A 17,966-nucleotide genomic window follows, 5' to 3' on the forward strand; every position below is an offset into this window, starting at 1 on the left:
CGGGCGCGGGCGGCGTTACAGCAAGCGCGGCCTCGGCGCCCAGCGCGCACGCCGCCCGGTAGAGCGCCTGCCCAATTGGGAGTTTCTCGTCGTCGGTGACGATCAGCACCGGTTCCCCGGGCTTTACCCCCATGTTATTTTCCAACACCTTTTTTGCAGCATCAAATAGATCCACGTTTTCCTTCCTTTCCAGAGAAAGCCGGAACGGGTCAATTCCCCGCCCCGGCTTTTTCAGTCTGTCATCTCAGCAAGCACCCGCGCGAGCAGCGTGCGCGGCAGAATCACCGGCAGCCCGGTCAACGCGCGCAGCCGCTCCTTCATCTCCCGGCTGTAGCCAATGCAGTCGAGCACACAGATCTGCGCACCCGCCTCCACAAGCCGCGCGGCGGCATCCTCCAACCCGGCGGCCCCTTCATACGGGTTTGCGCTGACCGCGGTCACCTTTTTGGCGACCGCGCCCCAGTTTTCCCGGCACTGTGCGAGCTGCCCCGCGTCGGGATTCACCACCCCGATATGCTCCGCCAGATGCGGCGCCACGCCGTAAAGCAGCCTCTGCGGGAAGATGAGCGGCATCTGTGAACAAAAGACGTCTGGAAACTTCCCGGTACAGAGCAGCACAATGAGCTCCACGCCCTGCTTTTGCAGCGCGTCAATCCTGTGCTGTACGATGGGGAGAATTTTTCCTTCCCCCATCCGGACCCAGCCCCCGTCCCGCAGGCGGGAAACCAGCAGCTCCTCTCCAGCCGACGGAGCGAGCGCCGCGATTTCGTCCTTTGTCAGGCCATCCAGCACCCCCGTCTGCAAAAAGGTCACACCGTCCAGCAGCGCTTCCATTTCCGGCACCACATCGTCACGCGGGGACTGGCCAATGGTAATCACCCCGATCAATTTCCGCATAGGTGTCTCACACTTCCCCCTGCGTCCTGAAATGGGACATTGGGCCATATTTTCTGACGATCCGGGCATATTCCGCCTCGTCATAGAACGCGCATTTTCCGCGGCCAAAGGCCTTTGCCACCTCCAGCGCGAAACGCGCCGCCGCTTCCACATCGGCGCAATGGGTCGCTCCGGTGGCGCAGCCTGGCACCATCGTCTGGGTCGTAATCGCAACTCCCACCACCGGCGCGCTGGTCGCGGTGCAGGGCTGCATCACGCTGTTAAGATGATAAAGGCCATTCCCATAGGGGGTGATATCCTGCTGGGTGATTGCAAACACCTGCGGCGGCCTGCCGGTGACCGTTTGCATCACATCGAGCAGCGGCTCGCTCACCCGCAGGATATAGCCGTCCTTCACGGTCGGGGAAATCGCAAATCCATTATGGTTGATGATCCGGTTGCCCTTGGTGGTGTCGATCGAGAGGATCGCATCCATCCCATCCTCCACCTCCATGGCGTTCATATCCGCCATGTCCACCGGGGAACCCATAAACGGGACCGGCTCATGCGGCTGGGTGGGCGCGTCCGGACAGATATGCGTGCAGACGACGACATCCCCTTCGAGAAAGTCGCCCTTGTTCTGCATATCGAGAAGTTTCGATGCAACGGAAAGCGCTGCCAGCGCGCCGTCTCCGTCCGAAACAAAGCCGGTCATCTCCGGACGCGCGCCCAGTCCGCCGAGCCGGCCCAGAATTCCGATGGTTGGCGCGGGGCCGCCCTTCACCCTCCCATTGCTGCCGGGGATGCACACCCGGACAAAATCGGTCGCATGGTCTTCATGCGCCATCCGCTTGACCACAACCTGCTGTGCGCCCAGCCTTTCCAGATACGCTTTCGCACCTTCGCCCGACGCGTCCGCCCGGTCCAGCAGGTCAAATACTTCTATCACTTGCCTGGTTAGCATGGGGTTCCTCCCTTTCCGCCCGCGGGCGGCGCCGGTTATCCACCGGGCCGCGTGCGGATGTTCATTTTATCGGATGCCGCCGCCGGCATTCATAAAAGGCAAACAACCCTTCCGCCATCACAGGGTCTATCACAGGGATGCCGCAGTGCCGTTCCAGCCGGGCTGACGCACCGATGGTGCTCAGCCCGGTACAGGCCAGCGCGATCGATCCGGCGCCCGCTTCCCGCAATTTCACAGCATGTGCAAAGACGCTTGCCTCGCCGTCTGGCGTCATCAGATCAAGGGTCGAGCTGACGCCCACGGGCCTGCCGAGATTCAAAAGCCCTTCTCCTAAAATCTCCACATACGGGTCCGGCACGTAGTCGGTGATCCCCAAAATCCCCGCGCGTCCACCGCAGCGCCGCGCGATTGCCGCCACCGAAGAGCCCGCGCCCACCACTGGGATATCCATCTCCGCGCGCAGCTCGGTGACGCCCGGGTCATCGGCACAGCTCACCACCAGCACATCGATCCCGGAAAACAGCTTCGCGGTCTCAAGGATCTTGGGGATGGCCACCGCCTTGCTTTCGGGATCATGGATACCCATCGGCTGATCCGGGATACAGCGGGACTCGGTCTCCAGCATGGGAAAGTACCGTTCGATCAGCTCCCCGTGCAGCTTCATCAACACAGGGTCATGCTGGGTCACCACGCGGATGACCCCAACTCTCCATTTTTTCTCCATACAGGCCTCCCTCAGCCGAGGTAGTCGGTGATCGCGCCGATATACACCTTCGCCGCGTTGATCACGTCCTGCACGTCAACCGTTTCGTTATAGGCGTGCACGCCTTCCAGATTGGCGGGGCCGTACTGCAGGGTCGGGATGCCCGCGTAGCGGAAGAAGCGCGCGTCGCTGCTGGCCCACTGATAGGTGCGGTTGAGCGGTTCTCCCCAAACCTCCTGCACGTTCTGCGCAACTGCCTCGACAATCTCCGCCTTCTGGTCGGTGCAGTTTGGCTCGCTCTTCCAGCCAAAGCTGTATTCGACCCCGTCCACACCCGCTTCCTTTATGATAAGCAGCAGCTTTTCCTCCACCATTTCACTGGTGACACCGAGCGGGATGCGCACATCCACCTCGGCGTATGCAGAATCCGGCACCATGTTCACTTTGGTGCCGCCGCTGATCTTTCCGATGTTGACCGAGCAGTGGTTGAGCACATGCTGCGCGCCGGGCGCGGTGAGCAGCCGCTTGGCCATTGCGCGGGACTCCTCCATCACCCGCGCGACCTCGTCGTCGTAGCGCGGGACGATCTCCCGGATCTGTTCAATGCGGTTTAAAATCCGCATCAGCTTCACAATCGCATTATCCCCGACAAAGGGGGAAAGGCTCCCATGCGCGGGCGTGCCCGAAACCGAAAGCTGAATCCAGCAGCTTCCTTTCTGCCCAATCTCGCAGTTGAAGTAACCGGTCGGCTCCGCGATCAGGCAGGCGTCCCCGGTGACTGCCCCGCTTTCCACCAGCCATTTGGTTCCCCACGCGCCGCTGACCTCCTCATCCGGGACGACGGTGAGCAGCAGTTCGCCGCCAAGGTCGGCCTTTTCTTCCGCGAGCAGCCCCATGACAAACAAAAGCCCCGCCAGGCCGCACTTCATGTCGGAAGTGCCCCGGCCCAGAATTTTGCCGTCGCGGATTTCGCCGCAGAAGGGATCAAAGTCCCATTTTTCCAGATTGCCCACCGGCACCACATCCGAGTGTCCGTTCAGCAGCAGGCGCCTTCCGCCCGGTCGTCCCATGCGCGCCACAATATTGGGCGTTTGAGGCGTTGGACGCAGAATTTCACAAGCGATCCCATGCGCCTTCAGGTAGTCGCAGATGAATGCGGTGACCGCTTCCATCTCCCCGGGCGGGTTCACGCTCGGAATCCGGATCAGCTGCTGGCAAAGCTCCAGAAGTTGATCTTTCTTGCTCTCCACAAGTTCCCGCAACTGTTTTTTCTCCATACCGCAAGCACCATTCCTTTCGCAAGGGCAGCTAAAATTTTTGCCCTGCGGGCCGAAACGCTTTCCGGCCCGCAGAGGCAGGTTTTCCATTTAGGGATGCGCGGGATTGATTACCCGCTATTTTGTCTTGTTGGTTTTCCAGTTGAAGAGCCCCGGGAACGCCTTGATCAGCGCCGCGAAGATGATAAACTGGAAGATCGAATAGAGGACCGCGTACCAGGCCAGGGTGAACGGCCAGGTCGGATAGAATGGATACAGCTTGAGCAGCGTCGCGTTGCCCCAGGTGAACATGACCTGTTCCACAAAGAACTGGAGCAGGAAGGTCAGGATGCCGAAAACAATCCAGCGTTTCTTGGTGTCCTCAATTTTCAAAATGACATGCGTCCAGATAAACGCCCAGTAAATACCCTTGATCGGCTGCGCCCAGAGGTCTACAATCGGCGTACCGGAAGGGATGCCACGCGCGATGCCTACAATCGCGCCCACGACCGGCCCGCCTGCCATGCCTGCCAGGCAGGGCATCAGCGCGCCCGGATCCATGACCAGCGGGGGCACCAGGGGAACCGCGATCCCCAGCGCGCGGAATGCGAACGCCGCGCCACCAAAGGCCGCCGCAAGGCCGATTTGGTTCGAGGTTAAAAAGGGTTTCCTGGTCTTTACATCCAATTTGTTCTCTGCCATATACTACCATCCTTTCAGCGCTGTGCCGGCTCTGCCGTTTCCGGCCCGCCACAGCTTAAACTATTGGGCCTTGGATTTCCGTTTGGAAAGGATTATTCGCCGGGTTTCTCCTCAATTTCCTCTTTTTTACCGTCCTTCTTATGGGTCACCCGATAAGCGTACCATCCGAGCAGCACGAGGATCACCACCAGCGCAATCCAGTTCCACGGGAACAGGTCTGCCAGAAGTTTCGCGCCTTTCTGGTAAAACTGCCTGAACGCGACAAAGAACACAAATAATGCCGCAAGTCCTACCAAACCCAACTTTGCCTTTTTGTCCATGCTTTACACCTCACTTTAAGATTCAATGTCTTTAAGGGCAATCAGGCCAACAGGTCGTAGACAAACCTTGTGCCAAACCAGCCCTTACCAATACTGAAATAGGCGACCACTGCAAACGCCGCTAGCATAATCGCGATCACCGCGAAATCGCGGCCTTTAAACCGGATTTCATTGCGGTAGGTGCGGTTCACCGGGTCATAGGTAAATCCGCGCGCTTCGATCGCGCGGGCGATTTCACGCCCCTTCATAATGGAAATGAACAGTCCCGGGACGATGACCGGGATATACGCCTTCACCTTTTTGTAGGGGTTTTTGCTTTCAAAATTCGCGCCGCGGGATTTCTGCGCCTCGATGACCGTGCTGATTTCTTTTTTCAGCACCGGGATATAGGAAAACGCAATCCCGATCGCGATCGACGCCTCCGGCGGGATGCGCGCCTTGTTGAGCGCGAGCACGATATCTCCGGTAGGGGTCACTGTTGTGATCAGGTCCGCGATCCAGATGAACAGGATGAACCGCAGCCCGTTTCCAAAGCCGGTCAGGATGCCGGTCATGGTGATCGGGATCGTCTGATTTGGGAGCAGGTAGAAAAAGACCTGTTCATTCGGGAGCGGCGTCGCAAACGGGAAGTTTAAAAGGAAAAAGAGGATAAACGCCAGCAGGAGCGGCTTTGTGATCCGTTTGACCTCCTTGTGGCTGATGCCGGAAACCCGGTACATGGCATAGGCGCCCGCCATCATAACGATGGTCAAAAACGGGTCCATCACCATAACCCCGACAAAAATCAGGATCAATAGCAGGAGCATCTTGGTCCGCGGGTCCAGGCTGTATAAAAAGGACTTTTCCACCGCTTTATTCATTACGCATGCACCCCCGCCGTTTCAAATGTAAGTTCTGAGAGCAGCTGCATCGCTTCCTCCACATTGATCGCCGTCGGGCTTGTGATCCCGGCCTGCTGCAAAAGGCGGGTCACCTGCGGGGATTCCAGATTGGACGAATTGAGCAGCTTTTCCTGTGCAAACACATCGCGCGGGGATCCCTGCGCAATAACGGTGCCGTTATGCATCACGATGATCCGGTCGGAGTATTCCGCGGCGATGCTCATATCGTGGGTGATGACTACGATGGTCTTGTGCAGTTCCTTGTTGAGCCATTTCACCATGTCCATCATCTCATGGCTCTGGCGCGGGTCCTGCCCGGTCGTCGGCTCGTCGACTATCAGAACGTCCGGCTCCATCGCGAGGATCGCCGCCACCGCGATCTGCTGACGCTGGCCCTTGCTCAGGTTGTAGGGGTTCTGGTCAAACAGGTCGTCAATGTGCAGCATTTTCCCGACCTCGCCCACCGTCTTGTCAATCTTTTCCTGCGGCCAGCCGAGGTTCTTTGGCCCGTAACAGATCTCATCGCGCACCACCGACGAGAAGATCTGGTGGTCCGGGTTCTGGAAGCAGTAACCCACCTTCTGGGACAGCCCCGCCACCGTGGTGTCGCGCGTTTCGGTGCCGAAAACCTTCACGCTTCCGCCCGTCGGTTTGAGCAGTCCGTTGAAATGCTTGACAATGGTGGTCTTGCCGGAGCCGTTCTGCCCTACGATCGACAAAAACTCCCCTTCATAAATGTCCATATCAATGCCGTGCAGCACCTCCACCTCGGAATTGTAGCCGAAGCGCAGGCCGCGCACCTCAATGACCGGCTTTTCATACCGGGCTGGCTCGGGAAAGCCCTCGCCCACCGTGTCAAGCCGCTCCTGCGGAAGCTTTCCTGGAAGCGCTCCGGAAAGCTCCGCAACCGCTTTTGCAAGGTTGGTCGTAAGCGCCAGATCCGCCTTCCCGGCGTCTTTGAGCCGGTTAAAGACCTGGATGATCTGCGGAGCCGCCACTCCGATTTCCATCAATTCCCGGTAATGGGTCAGCACCTGTTCCGGTTTACCGTCAAAGACGATCCGCCCTTTATCCATGACGACCAGCCGGTCGACCATGTCGATAATCTTTTCAAGCTTGTGCTCCACGATGATGGCGGTCTTGTTTTTATCACCAGCCACCTTCTTGATCAGGCTGAACACCAGGTCACTGCCGAGCGGGTCGAGGTTTGAAGTCGGTTCATCCAGTATGTAAATCTCCGGCTCCATCGCCAGCACAGCCGCGTATGCGACCGACTGCTGCTGCCCTCCGGAAAGCGCCTGGGGCGGCCGGTCGATCAGGTGCCTCATGTTGACGTATCCGATATACCGGTCGATCAGGGCGTTGATCTCCTCCACCGGAAGGCCCCGGTTTTCCGGGCCGAAAGCGATCTCATCGCCCACCGTGGGGCAGGTGAGCTGCCCGCTCGGGTCCTGAAAGAGCATGCCGGAAATGAAGGCCATCTGCCCAACTGAATATTCCGAAAGGTCTGCCCCTTTGATGCTCACCGTCCCTTTCACCTCGCCGCCATAGGATTCGGGGATCATACGGTTGAGCATCGAGCAAAGGGTGGTTTTCCCCGCCCCGGACGGGCCGGTGATCAGCACGATTTCCCCTTCATTGATCGAAAGGGACACGTCCCTCACCGCCGGCGTGTCCACCCCCGGATAGGTGTAGGACACATGGTCAAAGCGTATCAGTTCGTTACCCATAGTCTCTATCTCCTCGCCTTTGTGGAGTAGGCGGAAAATCCCGCCTGAAAAAATAATGGCGCTGCCAGGGAATTTCCCTGCAGCGTCATTACTGCTTCCAGTATCAAAACGCCCAGGCCGTCATGCGAAAAATCATGCAGCATGCATAATCTTCTCCAAAAAAACCATACCGCGCATGGTTTTCCGTTTCCTAGAAAGCAACCGTCTTTGCCATGGATTCTCATCTTTCAAAAAGGACAAAAATACGTCTGTGGGCAAAACCAAATTGCAGGAAAATCGCCTAAAATCAAGAGTTTTCCATTAACTCACTTCCGATTTGGGCAGCCGCGTTTTCCTTGATACCATATTGTTTGGATTTATTATATCATTTTCCAAAATTCCTGTCCATGTTCAGGACGAACAGAAAGAGGCCGAAGCGGGTGTGCAACAAGCACACCCGCTTCGGCCTCTTGAACATTTGATAAACCCTATAAATACGGACGCATCCGCAGCGCCAGCCCCAAGTCCATCAGCTGTTCGCTGCGGGACAGGTCATATCCAGTCACCGCTTCTATCCGCCGGATGCGCGCGAGCAGCGTATTGCGATGCAAAAACAGCTCCTGCGCCGTCTGGGTTCGCACCCCCATATTGCGGACCAAAGCTTCCAGTGTCCGGACCAGCTCGGTTCCGTTCGCCCGATCGTACGCCACCAGCTTCTGGGCGGTGTTTCCCACGAACTTCTCAAAATAGTTCTTATCCGCGCAGTGCATCAGTGCCTGTTCAAGCCGCGCATGCTCGATATACACGGTCCGCAACCCGCCTCTGCGGCCGATCCGGATCGCATCGGTTGCCTCCTCATACGCGGCCCAGAGGTCCATATAGCAGGACACCTGCGTCGAAATCCCGGCGGTCGTTTCGATACCGAGCTTCATCTGCACCTGTTGCACGGTCAGTTTTGCTGCCTCGATCAGTTGGACCGCCTGCGCCCCCGCGCACAGACAAGAGAAACTGTCGCTTTTGGAAATCACCATGCAGGGGGCCCCTGACACGTTCATCACAGCCTGGATTTCATCCACCACCTGCTGTTTGAGAAGCAGGATGTCCAGCTCGGTCCGGTCCTGGGCCAATTTTTCAAATCCGTTGATATCAAAGACCGCCAGGGAAAACGGCGGGTTCGGCCAGCCGAGATACCGGGCGCGACAGCGGACTTCTTCCTCGCTTTTCACGTTGCGCATGATGATGTCGATAAAGCAGTTGTTATCCATCAGGCTCATGCGCTGATTGAGCGCTTCCAGCTTGGAAAATTCCAGCGCGGTGACCGTGACCGCGTGATCCAGTACCACCATATGCATCTCATCGAAAGTGTTCTTTGGGCAAAAGATAAAAATATAACTGCAGACATTATTTTTGAACCGGGCCTTGCGCGCGACGAGGCGCCCTTCGCCCAAAGGCTTTTCCACAACATCCTCGCTGAAATCCGTACACTCAGCCCAGGCGAGGATTTCCGGCAGAATCTGATGGAAATCACCCCGGAGCGCGGCGCCTTCCGGGGCAGCCGCGGATATTTTCAAATCCCGGTCGGTGATGACCACCGGCATTGAAAGCAGCCGGTGGAGCATATCCGCCACCGCGTCCAGCCCGCCGCCGCTCAGCTCCAGCTCGGTAAACTGATCGTGGATCGTCTTTGAAAATTCCAACCGCACGTTCTGCGCGTCCATAATCGCGCGCATCAGCGGCATCATCAGCTCCACGAACGGCATCGCGTCCGGCACTTCGATGAGCGGCAGTCCATACCGGTCAGCCAGCGCGAGCGCCTCCTCCGGAAGCGCGCCGAAAAACCGCGTTTTGATCGCAATCCCCGCCGACTGCGCGTTGTGGAGAGCTTCAATCAGTTTGAGCAGCGCGCCGGTGTCCTGCCGGAGCACATACCCGGTGGTCAGCAGCAGCTCCTTTTTTTTGAGCCAGGTGGAGATGTCCGGAATCTCCATTGAGTCCACACAGGCAATCTCCCGGCACAGCCCCTTTTCGCCCGCTACCAGCCGGCATTCCCTCATCCGCTCCAACTGCAGCGCTTCCCGAACGGTAATCGCCATTTTCCATCCCTCCGCCTCTGCATTGGACGGCGCAAACCGACCGTCCAGCCTTTAAAAAAAGCATAGCACAATCGAAACCGGCATGCAAGCGAATTCCCGCCTGCACGCCGGTTTTGCGTTTACTGCCTCTGCCCGGAGAAGATCTCCCCAAAGCGGTTGAGCGGGAAAGGGGTGCGGGCCAGCGGCCGCACCGCGATTGACATGAGCAGAGCGGGGTTATCGTCCGCCGCGATCCGGTTCGAGTGCAGCGCGCCGCAAAGGCGGCACCGGTGAATAACCGCCCATTCCCCATCCTTTCGCACCCAAACGCTCACAGGGTCCATGATTCCGCCGCACAGCGACGAGCGGTCTCCCGGCTCGTCGTCAACGTGGATGCTCGAAAGGCAGTGCGGGCAATGGTTGCGGTACCTGCTTCCCGCGCCCTCCGGGGTGATAAGCTCCCCACAGACCTTGCAGGGGAAACTTTCGGTACATGCGGCCTTGCGGTAGTCCGGCCCCGCCGCCGGACGGGACGCATTGCCCCCCAGCTTCCGCCAGGCTTCATACCGTTCTCGGCAAACACGTTTTTCGCGAACCGCCGCGCGCACCGCGCATCCGTCCTCATGGGTGTGCGTACAGTTCCCAAAAGCACAGTCCGAAAGCAGACCGGCAATCTCCGGGAACACGGTATCCAGTTCCCGCCCGGCGACCCCCGTAAGCGCGAAATCCCGAAAGCCGGGCGTATCAATAAGCCGCGTCCCGTCCAAGCCCGGAATCAGAACGCTTGTACTGGTTCCCGCAGGCGCCGCGGAGGGAGGCTCTTGTCCGCTCAGGGCGGACAAAAGCAGCCTGACAAGGGTGGTTTTCCCACTGCCAGGGCCGCCGGCAAGAAGGACGGTTTTGCCGCGCACCGCCCGCAGCAGAGTATTCCGTTCATTCGCAAACGGACCCGCGCAGACAAAATCCGCTGCGGCCCGGTAAGGCTCCAGCCGTTCCTGCAAGAGAGCCTGCGCGCTTTCTCCAATACAGTCCCACTTGCTGACATAAAGCCCGAACCGCACGCCGGCCCGCCCGGCGGCAATGGCGGCGGCCTCTGGGAATCCGGCCTGTTTGAGCAGGCAGTCCGCTGGAATCACAGCCAGCAACAGCTGTACATTTGCCGCCATCAGGATTTCCTTTCCCTGCGCGCGCCGGTCTCCGCGGAACACCGCGCCCTGCCGCGCCAGAACCTGCGTCAGCCTATATTGGCCGCCTTCCACCGGCTCCAGCGCCACACGGTCGCCCACGGCCAGCGCGTTTCGATCCGCCGCCAGTATGCCGGGAAGCTGACAGGAAACCTGCCGCCCGTCCAGCAGGATCTGCGCCTGTTTATGTTGGATGGCCGCGGCAACGGCCTCTATCGGTTGAATGGTTGTTTGCTTCTTTTTCAATGTTTGGTTCCTCCCGGAATCTTTCAAGGGTTTCACCCGCCTGTTTTCATCCCCATTATAAGGCCGGTTTCCCGCCGCGGGCAACCTCGAAAACAGTTCTGTAAAAAGAATGCGCCATGCGGCGGCTGCCGCATGGCGCATGGTTATTGACCGGTTTTCTGGCTTGCAAGAATCCGCTGGATGCTCTTGGGCGACAGGTAGTAGGCCTCTGAAAGCTCCGCGACCGACATCCCGGCGCGGTAGCATCCGTATATTTCCCGGTTTCTGGAACGGGTCAGTTCCCGGCTTTTTGTCCTTTCGCCCCAGGGCTTGCGGTTTTCCTCTTTCCTTGGGACATAGAGATATCCGCCGTCGACATAGCTTTGGATCTTGTCGAGCAGCTCTTTTGGCAGCACGTCGGCTGCTTTAACATAGCGCATAATGCTCCTCCGAATTTTGAGATTCAGGAATGAGCAAAGGCTATCGAATTTTCCGTTTTCAGACACATGCGATAGCCTTTGCTATGCGCAAACGACCGAATTACAGTTAACAAAATAAGATTTCATGAAAATAATACTCCTCTCAATATACAAAAAGCCCGTGGAAAACACGCCGCACCCCGAAACGTGCAGAATCCTTCCCACAGGCAGAAAATCCAAATAAAAACGCGCAGGAAAAACTTCCTGCGCAGCCGGATTTTACAAATTGAAGCAGTCTGTCAGGCGTGTTCCAAAAAAGGCAACAGAAACAAAGGGGCAATCCCCCTTTGGCGGCGCCTTTTCAACGATATTCAGTTGAACATCACGAAAACAGACAGGACAGACATCAAGACACTTCTTTCAAATATTTTTTTCATTTTAGCATCCCGGCCCGGATCTGTCAAGCGCGAAGGCAACCGTCCCGGGCGGGCCGCAGCGTAAAGGTCCCGCAGGCACAGCGGCATGGAACCGGATACCCGGCGGAAAACGGACAATGTCTGATTCGCCAGAAAACCGCGCCAGGAGACTGCCTTATCTGCCGGGAAAATAAAGCCGTATGGAGAAAATCCCATCCGCATTCTCACTTTGAAACCATCCGCCATGGTCCCGGACAATTTTTTCACAGGTTCGCAGCCCCAGTCCGGTGCTTTGCGCGCGGCCCGCAGTTTTACGCGCGGCATTCTCCAGAAGGAGCAGCAGTCCCCCATCCTGTATCCTGCAGCGGATTTTCACCGGACGGGATGGGTCCGCATATTTCCGGATGTTGGAGAGCAGATTGTCAATCACCCGCCGGAACTGATCGACATTGACCAGAAGCGTGCAGTTTTCTTTTGGCAGCTCCCACTGCGGGGTGAATCCCTGACTTTCCAATTCAAACAGCCCCTCCCCGACCGTCTGCTGCAAAAGTTCGACCGCATCCGCCTGCTCAAGTTCCAGCGATTCGGGCGTTTTTCCATAGACCAGGAAGTATTCGAACAGCTTATCGGAAAGTTCTTTGATCTGGAGGGCCTTCTGACGGCTGCCGGAAAGGAACCGGCGGCATTCCTTTTCGTCTGTATATTTTCCATGCTCCAATATCTCCAGATACCCAATCAATGCGGTGAGCGGTGTGCGCAGGTCGTGCGACATGGCGGTAACCAGCTCGTGATTTGCCCGTCGGGCGGCTTCCTCACTCTCCCGCCGCTCGATCACAGCACGGCGCATATCATTGATCCCACAGGCCAGCTCGCGCAGTTCATCCCCGCCGCATTCGGTCACCTCGTAGCCGAGATCCCCGCCTTCAAGGATTTTGAGTTCCCGCGCCAGCAGCCCAATATAGGCTGTCTTTCGGCCAATCAGCACCGCCATCAGCAGGATAAATGCCAAAAATGCCAAAAGCCCCGAACCGACCGCAGCCAGGTTATAATACCGCAGCTCAAAAAAGCAGATAACCTGCGCCTGCGCGGCGCCATCCGCAAAGAAGATTGTGTGGTAATTGTACCATGGATAATAAGCGACATCCCAGCCGTACGCGTCGGACTCCATCTCCACGGGAACGGTGGAATCATAAACAAGCCGTCCGTTTTGCGTGAGAATCAGGTTCACATAGCGTTCCCGGCCGGCCCATTTGTCAAGGCTCTCCCGGTCACCAAGCGAAATCTCCCCGCTGGAAACGAACGACTGCAACCGGGTGATGCAGGCTTCTTCCTGCCGCTCCTGGAAGGTTTCCGACAGGATAAAGGTTTCAATTGCCCGTTCAGCAACCCAGCGGCATCCAAAAAAGGCCCCAACAGCCACGGCAAGGGAAATCAGCACGCCTGCCAACAGTTCCCATCCCAGACGGCTTTTCCAGACTGGCTTATTCAATGCGGTACCCCTTTCCCCAGACGTTTTTGATATAACGGGGATTTTGCGGATCATCCTCCAGCTTTTTGCGCAGATTGCGGATATGCACCATGACCGTGTTGCTGCAGGTATAAAAATAAGGCTCTTCCCAGACGCTTTCATAGAGGTTCTGAGCGGTAAAGATCTTACGGCGGTTGCCCGCGAGCAGCAGCAGAATGCGATACTCCAAATCGGTAAGCTGGATTTCCGTGCCGTTCTTGATGACTTCATTATAGTCGGTGCGGATCAGAAGGCCGGGCAATTCGATCACCTTTCCGCCGGATACCGTCTCCTTACCGCGATAGACGCAGTAGCGCCGCAGCATCGCCTTGACACGGGCGGTCAATTCCGCATAGGAAAACGGCTTGACCAGATAATCATCCCCGCCGGCCGAAAAGCCCACCGTCTTATCCGAGTCCTTCCCCTTGGCCGTCAGAAACAGGATGGGCGCGGTGAATTTCTTGCGGATCTCCGCACAGGCAGAGATCCCTGACCGCTGCGGCATCATCACGTCAAGAATCACAAGGTCGACCGACGCATCCATCTTTTCCACCGCTTCATCTCCGTCCGCGGCCTCCTCCACCAGAAAGCCCTCGCTTTCCAGAAGAATGCGCACCACTTCACGGATTTCCGGATCGTCGTCCGCGAACAGGATCTTCTGCCTGTCCATACCGCCACCTCCTGTTTTACGCTTGTGAACCGGCTCTGCGCCGGATTTTCCAAATTCATCATAGCATGCCTTTCCTCGGTTTGCCAGCGGGCGGGCCCGGATTTCAGAATTCTTAAGATTTTCCATAGGCATTTCTTAGGAATCACACGGTAGGATGAAAGGCATGACAAAGGAGGCGATCCCATGACGGATGATGTGGCCATCGAGGTGCGTGGCCTTCGCAAGGAATATCATGTGGGGGACGAGGTTGTTGTGGCGCTGCACCGCATCGACCTGCGAATCCTGCGGGGGGAAATCTGCTGTATCTTCGGCACCTCCGGCTCCGGCAAAAGTACCCTGCTGAATCAATTGGCGGGCATGGAAAAACCCACCCGCGGCGGCGTAAAAATCGGCGGCGTCTCGATTTCCGCACTGGATGAAGACCTGCTGGCTGCGTTTCGCCAACGAAATATTGGTTTTATCTTCCAGTCCTATAACCTGCTGCCCACCCTGACCGCCGCTGAAAACGTCGCGCTGCCCCTGGTATTCCGCGGCGTGGACCAGCGGATACGCGAGCAGGCTGCCGTGAGCATCCTCAAAAAAGTGGGGCTCGCCCACCGGCTGGACCATTATCCTGCCCAGATGTCCGGCGGGCAGCAGCAGCGGGCGGGAATCGCCCGCGCCTTCGTGGCAAAGCCCAAGATCGTCTTTGCGGATGAACCGACTGGGAATCTGGACACCAAAACCACGGCCGAGATCATGGGAATGATGACCGCGTTTGCCAAGCGTTACCGGCAGACAATCGTGCTGGTCACCCACGATCCCGAAATGGCGCGGTATGCCGACCGCATTGTCACCCTGATTGACGGAAGAATCGTCAGCGACACGAAAGGAGAACGAAACACATGAACCTCAAACGATACGCCGCCGCGTTTCTTGCGGCAGCCTGTGTCCTCTTCGCGGGCTTTCCCGTGTGCGCGGCGGACAGCCGGCCGAACAGCGACTATCTGACCGTAACCGGTTATTCCTTTTATAAGTCAGCCACCGGCAAACCGATGGAGCGGGTCAAAAAAGACGACCGCATCACCGTGGAAGCAACCGTGAAGCAGTCGCAACTCACCACGGACCAGGCCGGGAAAATCCGAGTCTCGGCGTCATCGGAAAGTTTCCGCATCGGCAAGGACAGCAAAGTTTCCGCCGAGGTGACCTCTAACGGGCAGGAACCCCTTGCCCTGAAGCTTCTGTTCTCTGACATCATCTACAAGGGCACCGGCGACACGCTGCGGTTTAAGCTGAGCTACAGCGGCTCCACACAACCGGATTACGGGACCGTCCGCATCTTTGAATGCGTGGAGTACCAAAAGCCCCAGAAAGAAAATAACGGCAAGGACGAGGACGGCAAGCCCAAAAAGACCACCCACTACGGCGCACCGGTCATTCTCATCACCCGACAGGAATTTGACCGCCCTGTGCAGCCTGGCGAAACCTTTCAACTGACCGTCCGCTTACAGAACACCAGCACCCAGCTTTCCGCGGCGAATCTCATCGCGACATTTGAACCCTCGGAGGGGCTCACGCTGCTGGAAAGCGGGGCCTCCCAGTATCTGCGTACCCTGCGTCCGCGAAAAACCGAGGAGCTGACCGTGCGGCTGCGCGCAAATAAGGAACTCCAAAGCCCATCCCAACAGCTGGGCGTATCGCTCAAATACGACTATGTGGAAAACGATGAGCGGGCGTCTTCCACAGCAGCGGAAAGGCTGCCGATCCCATTTGATGAATCCGTGACCGGAAAAAGCGGCATGCCAACCCCAAACCTGATTGTCAGCCGCTATGACTACGGAAAAAAGGTGGCGGTGGGCGATTCCTTCGACCTGGCGCTGGAATTTCGCAACACCAGCCCGGATACGCCGGTTGAGAACATTGTCCTGTCGCTTGACACCAGTGACGGCCTTTCGATCTCGGACGGCTCAAACACCTTTTACTTCCCGGCGCTTGCGGCAGGCGGGACCCTTTCCCAGACCGTCCACGTCCAAGCCATCCCGCAGGAAAAGCAGGAATCCCCCAAGATCGACCTCGCATTTAAATACGAATATCTGGATGGGGCCAAACGGGTCCCTGCCACGGCCAGCGAAAAAATTGCCATCCCGGTCGTTCAGCCCGACCGTTTCCAGGTGGCTCAGCCGTCCCTTCCGGAAGCCGTGGTCCAGGGTGAGGAAGCAACCGTCTCGCTTCCCTATGTCAACAAAGGAAAAGGCCAAGTTTATAATGTGGAGGCCGAGATGGAAGGCACAAACATGAGCCTGCTCGAAGCTCACCAGAACTTGGGAAACTTTGAAGCGGGCAAGAGCGGAACGATTGATTTTATCATAACCCCACAGGAACCCGGCGAAGTAACCGGGAAGATCACTGTCAGCTATGAGGACGCCAACATGAAGGTGCAGAAGCTCACCTTCCCGCTGGCCCTGCAAGTTTCGGAGGCTTTGCCGCAGGAGGATATGACCGAACAGCCGGAGGATATTCCGGCGGGACCGCCAGCCGGCTGGATCTTTTGGACGCTGGGCGGGTTCGGCGTTTTGCTCTCAGCCGGGCTGCTGATCCGGCGCGCGCATCAGAAAAAACGACGGGCGGAAGCGCAGCTGGAAAGCTTCACATGGGAGCCGGAGGACGACACGCAGCTCACAGCTGGGGAAAGGGATGGCAAAGATGAAACGCAGTGACCTCATCCGCATGTGCGTGAAAAATCTCTTCCGGCACCGGGCGCGTACCATGCTGACCATCCTGGGCGTGGTGGTGGGCTGCTGCGCAATTGTCATCATGATCTCCATCGGTGTGGGGATGAAGGAATCCCAGGAAAAAATGCTCTCGGAGATGGGGGATCTTACCATCATCACCGTAACCCCTGCCGGGAAAGGGAAAAGCAGCCCGCGGCTTGACAGCCGCGCGGTACAAAAAATCAAGCAGATTTCTCAGGTTGAGGTGGCCTCGCCCAAGCTGACGGCGGAAAATGTAACCCTCCAGCTCTATGCAGGCCAAAACCGCCGGTATATCAGCACCTGGCTGGAAGTGGTCGGCCTTGCCCCGGAGGCGCTGGAAGCGCTCGGCTACCAGCTCACCGAGGGGGAATACCTCGGCAAACAGGCGTTCGCCGTCCTGGTGGGGCAGGATTTTGAATACGGCTTTGCGGATACAAAGCGGCCGGAAGGCCGCAACACGGTGGATCTCTATGGCGGTATGTTTTTTTCAGAAGATCCATCCGGTGCCGTGGAAGATCCGCAAAAGCCCACCCCTTTTTTCAGTGCGGAAAAGACGCCGCTCGAGCTGGAAACCGGCGATGAGAAGAAATCCAACCAGAAGCTCACCTTTTCCGGCCGGATGAAGGAGGATTACGGAAAGGGCTTTGAGACTTCTCAGGGCGTGGTCATGCGCATTCAGGATCTGGAGCAGCTGCTGGATCAGGCCCGCAGGGCCGCCGGAAAGAAAGCGGATACAAAAAAAGGCTTCCAGACGGTGCTGGTAAAGGTGCGCTCTATTCAGGATGTGGAACCGGTGGAAAAAGCCATCAAGGAGATGGGCTTCCGCACCAGCTCGATGGAGAGCATCCGCAAACCGATGGAAAAGGAGGCCCGTCAGAAACAGATGATGCTGGGGGGGCTGGGCGCCATCTCATTATTGGTCGCGGCGCTCGGCATCACCAACACGATGATCATGTCCATCACCGAACGCACCCGCGAAATCGGCGTCATGAAGTCGCTGGGATGCTTTGTCCGGGATGTGCGCTCCGTTTTTCTTTTGGAGGCGGGCCTTATCGGGTTTTCGGGCGGGGTGATCGGTGTGATCCTGAGCCTGCTCATCTCGGCCGCCATGAACCTCTTGGCCAACCGGGCCGCTGTAACTTCCCTGTCCGCTGCGATGGCCATCCTGAACGAACAGGGGACGCGCATGTCGGTGATACCGCCTTGGCTGGCGCTGTTTGCACTGCTGTTTTCCGCTCTCATCGGGTTGGGATCCGGCTATTACCCCGCTAACAAAGCGGTTCGCATCCCGGCGCTGGAGGCAATCAAACATGATTGACCGCGGCTGTGA

The 17,966-nt window shown here is 57.7% G+C and carries 16 protein-coding genes; 3 read left to right on the forward strand and 13 right to left on the reverse strand.

Going from position 1 to position 17,966, the window contains the following annotated elements; all coding sequences use genetic code 11:
* Positions 1-231: 231 nt before the first annotated feature.
* The 13 genes from DWV16_RS07385 to DWV16_RS07445 all read right to left on the reverse strand — a co-directional run bounded on the left by DWV16_RS07385 (position 232) and on the right by DWV16_RS07445 (position 13,904).
* The gene (locus tag DWV16_RS07385) at positions 232-897 is read right to left on the reverse strand and encodes an AroM family protein (RefSeq protein WP_158572813.1); all 666 of its coding nucleotides are present in this window, start codon (positions 895-897) and stop codon (positions 232-234) included.
* Between the two features lie 7 nt (positions 898-904).
* Positions 905-1,840 carry a DUF1177 domain-containing protein gene (locus DWV16_RS07390; protein ID WP_118478515.1) on the reverse strand — a complete coding sequence of 312 codons (936 nt, stop codon included), beginning with the start codon at positions 1,838-1,840 and terminating at the stop codon, positions 905-907.
* A 61-nt stretch (positions 1,841-1,901) separates the two neighbouring features.
* Complete coding sequence (locus DWV16_RS07395; RefSeq protein ID WP_118478517.1) at positions 1,902-2,564, reverse strand: aspartate/glutamate racemase family protein; 663 nt, start codon at positions 2,562-2,564, stop codon at positions 1,902-1,904.
* Between the two features lie 11 nt (positions 2,565-2,575).
* Complete coding sequence (locus DWV16_RS07400; protein WP_066456046.1) at positions 2,576-3,820, reverse strand: M20 family metallopeptidase; 1,245 nt, start codon at positions 3,818-3,820, stop codon at positions 2,576-2,578.
* A 117-nt stretch (positions 3,821-3,937) separates the two neighbouring features.
* Entirely contained in the window at positions 3,938-4,501 is a 564-nt protein-coding gene (locus DWV16_RS07405) for a hypothetical protein (protein WP_066456043.1), read from the reverse strand.
* Positions 4,502-4,593: 92 nt separating this feature from the next.
* A complete protein-coding gene (locus DWV16_RS07410) occupies positions 4,594-4,821 on the reverse strand; it encodes a hypothetical protein (protein WP_066456041.1) in 228 nt (75 codons plus the stop codon).
* 41 nt (positions 4,822-4,862) lie between these two features.
* Positions 4,863-5,681, reverse strand: a complete 819-nt coding sequence (locus DWV16_RS07415) for an energy-coupling factor transporter transmembrane protein EcfT (RefSeq protein ID WP_066456039.1) — start codon at positions 5,679-5,681, stop codon at positions 4,863-4,865.
* Positions 5,681-7,432: an ABC transporter ATP-binding protein gene (locus tag DWV16_RS07420; protein ID WP_118478519.1), complete on the reverse strand. Its 1,752-nt coding sequence runs from the start codon at positions 7,430-7,432 to the stop codon at positions 5,681-5,683. Before DWV16_RS07420 ends, DWV16_RS07415 begins: the two co-directional genes overlap by 1 nt.
* A 467-nt stretch (positions 7,433-7,899) precedes the next feature.
* On the reverse strand, positions 7,900-9,504 hold the full coding sequence (locus DWV16_RS07425) for a PucR family transcriptional regulator (RefSeq protein WP_118478521.1): 1,605 nt from the start codon (positions 9,502-9,504) through the stop codon (positions 7,900-7,902).
* 119 nt (positions 9,505-9,623) lie between these two features.
* The gene (locus tag DWV16_RS07430) at positions 9,624-10,913 is read right to left on the reverse strand and encodes an RNHCP domain-containing protein (RefSeq protein WP_243007287.1); all 1,290 of its coding nucleotides are present in this window, start codon (positions 10,911-10,913) and stop codon (positions 9,624-9,626) included.
* A 143-nt stretch (positions 10,914-11,056) separates the two neighbouring features.
* Positions 11,057-11,332, reverse strand: coding sequence for a CD3324 family protein (locus DWV16_RS07435; RefSeq protein WP_066456033.1), 276 nt, complete (start codon positions 11,330-11,332; stop codon positions 11,057-11,059).
* Between the two features lie 570 nt (positions 11,333-11,902).
* On the reverse strand, positions 11,903-13,216 hold the full coding sequence (locus DWV16_RS07440; RefSeq protein WP_158572814.1) for a HAMP domain-containing sensor histidine kinase: 1,314 nt from the start codon (positions 13,214-13,216) through the stop codon (positions 11,903-11,905).
* Complete coding sequence (locus DWV16_RS07445) at positions 13,209-13,904, reverse strand: response regulator transcription factor (protein ID WP_118478635.1); 696 nt, start codon at positions 13,902-13,904, stop codon at positions 13,209-13,211. The genes DWV16_RS07440 and DWV16_RS07445 overlap by 8 nt, the downstream gene beginning before the upstream one ends.
* A gap of 183 nt (positions 13,905-14,087) precedes the next feature.
* Here DWV16_RS07445 and DWV16_RS07450 point away from each other — a divergent pair, with 183 nt between their 5' ends.
* From DWV16_RS07450 to DWV16_RS07460, 3 genes are read left to right on the forward strand one after another with little or no spacing between them, the layout of a single operon-like run.
* The gene (locus DWV16_RS07450; protein ID WP_118478527.1) at positions 14,088-14,792 is read left to right on the forward strand and encodes an ABC transporter ATP-binding protein; all 705 of its coding nucleotides are present in this window, start codon (positions 14,088-14,090) and stop codon (positions 14,790-14,792) included.
* Positions 14,789-16,600, forward strand: coding sequence for a COG1361 S-layer family protein (locus DWV16_RS07455; protein WP_118478529.1), 1,812 nt, complete (start codon positions 14,789-14,791; stop codon positions 16,598-16,600). The genes DWV16_RS07450 and DWV16_RS07455 overlap by 4 nt, the downstream gene beginning before the upstream one ends.
* Complete coding sequence (locus DWV16_RS07460; RefSeq protein ID WP_118478531.1) at positions 16,587-17,954, forward strand: ABC transporter permease; 1,368 nt, start codon at positions 16,587-16,589, stop codon at positions 17,952-17,954. Before DWV16_RS07455 ends, DWV16_RS07460 begins: the two co-directional genes overlap by 14 nt.
* The last annotated feature ends 12 nt before the right edge of the window (positions 17,955-17,966 follow it).

The organism is Anaerotruncus sp. AF02-27 (assembly GCF_003465835.1).
Classification (GTDB): Bacteria; Bacillota; Clostridia; order Oscillospirales; family Ruminococcaceae; genus Anaerotruncus; species Anaerotruncus rubiinfantis.

What these genes read in the sequence shown, in the direction of transcription:
- DWV16_RS07385 (WP_158572813.1), bottom strand. Translation starts at nt 897, where the DNA reads ATGCGGAAATTGATCGGGGTGATTACCATTGGCCAGTCCCCGCGTGAC.
- DWV16_RS07390 (WP_118478515.1), bottom strand. Translation starts at nt 1,840, where the DNA reads ATGCTAACCAGGCAAGTGATAGAAGTATTTGACCTGCTGGACCGGGCG.
- DWV16_RS07395 (WP_118478517.1), bottom strand. Translation starts at nt 2,564, where the DNA reads ATGGAGAAAAAATGGAGAGTTGGGGTCATCCGCGTGGTGACCCAGCAT.
- DWV16_RS07400 (WP_066456046.1), bottom strand. Translation starts at nt 3,820, where the DNA reads ATGGAGAAAAAACAGTTGCGGGAACTTGTGGAGAGCAAGAAAGATCAA.
- DWV16_RS07405 (WP_066456043.1), bottom strand. Translation starts at nt 4,501, where the DNA reads ATGGCAGAGAACAAATTGGATGTAAAGACCAGGAAACCCTTTTTAACC.
- DWV16_RS07410 (WP_066456041.1), bottom strand. Translation starts at nt 4,821, where the DNA reads ATGGACAAAAAGGCAAAGTTGGGTTTGGTAGGACTTGCGGCATTATTT.
- DWV16_RS07415 (WP_066456039.1), bottom strand. Translation starts at nt 5,681, where the DNA reads ATGAATAAAGCGGTGGAAAAGTCCTTTTTATACAGCCTGGACCCGCGG.
- DWV16_RS07420 (WP_118478519.1), bottom strand. Translation starts at nt 7,432, where the DNA reads ATGGGTAACGAACTGATACGCTTTGACCATGTGTCCTACACCTATCCG.
- DWV16_RS07425 (WP_118478521.1), bottom strand. Translation starts at nt 9,504, where the DNA reads ATGGCGATTACCGTTCGGGAAGCGCTGCAGTTGGAGCGGATGAGGGAA.
- DWV16_RS07435 (WP_066456033.1), bottom strand. Translation starts at nt 11,332, where the DNA reads ATGCGCTATGTTAAAGCAGCCGACGTGCTGCCAAAAGAGCTGCTCGAC.
- DWV16_RS07445 (WP_118478635.1), bottom strand. Translation starts at nt 13,904, where the DNA reads ATGGACAGGCAGAAGATCCTGTTCGCGGACGACGATCCGGAAATCCGT.
- DWV16_RS07450 (WP_118478527.1), top strand. Translation starts at nt 14,088, where the DNA reads ATGACGGATGATGTGGCCATCGAGGTGCGTGGCCTTCGCAAGGAATAT.
- DWV16_RS07455 (WP_118478529.1), top strand. Translation starts at nt 14,789, where the DNA reads ATGAACCTCAAACGATACGCCGCCGCGTTTCTTGCGGCAGCCTGTGTC.
- DWV16_RS07460 (WP_118478531.1), top strand. Translation starts at nt 16,587, where the DNA reads ATGAAACGCAGTGACCTCATCCGCATGTGCGTGAAAAATCTCTTCCGG.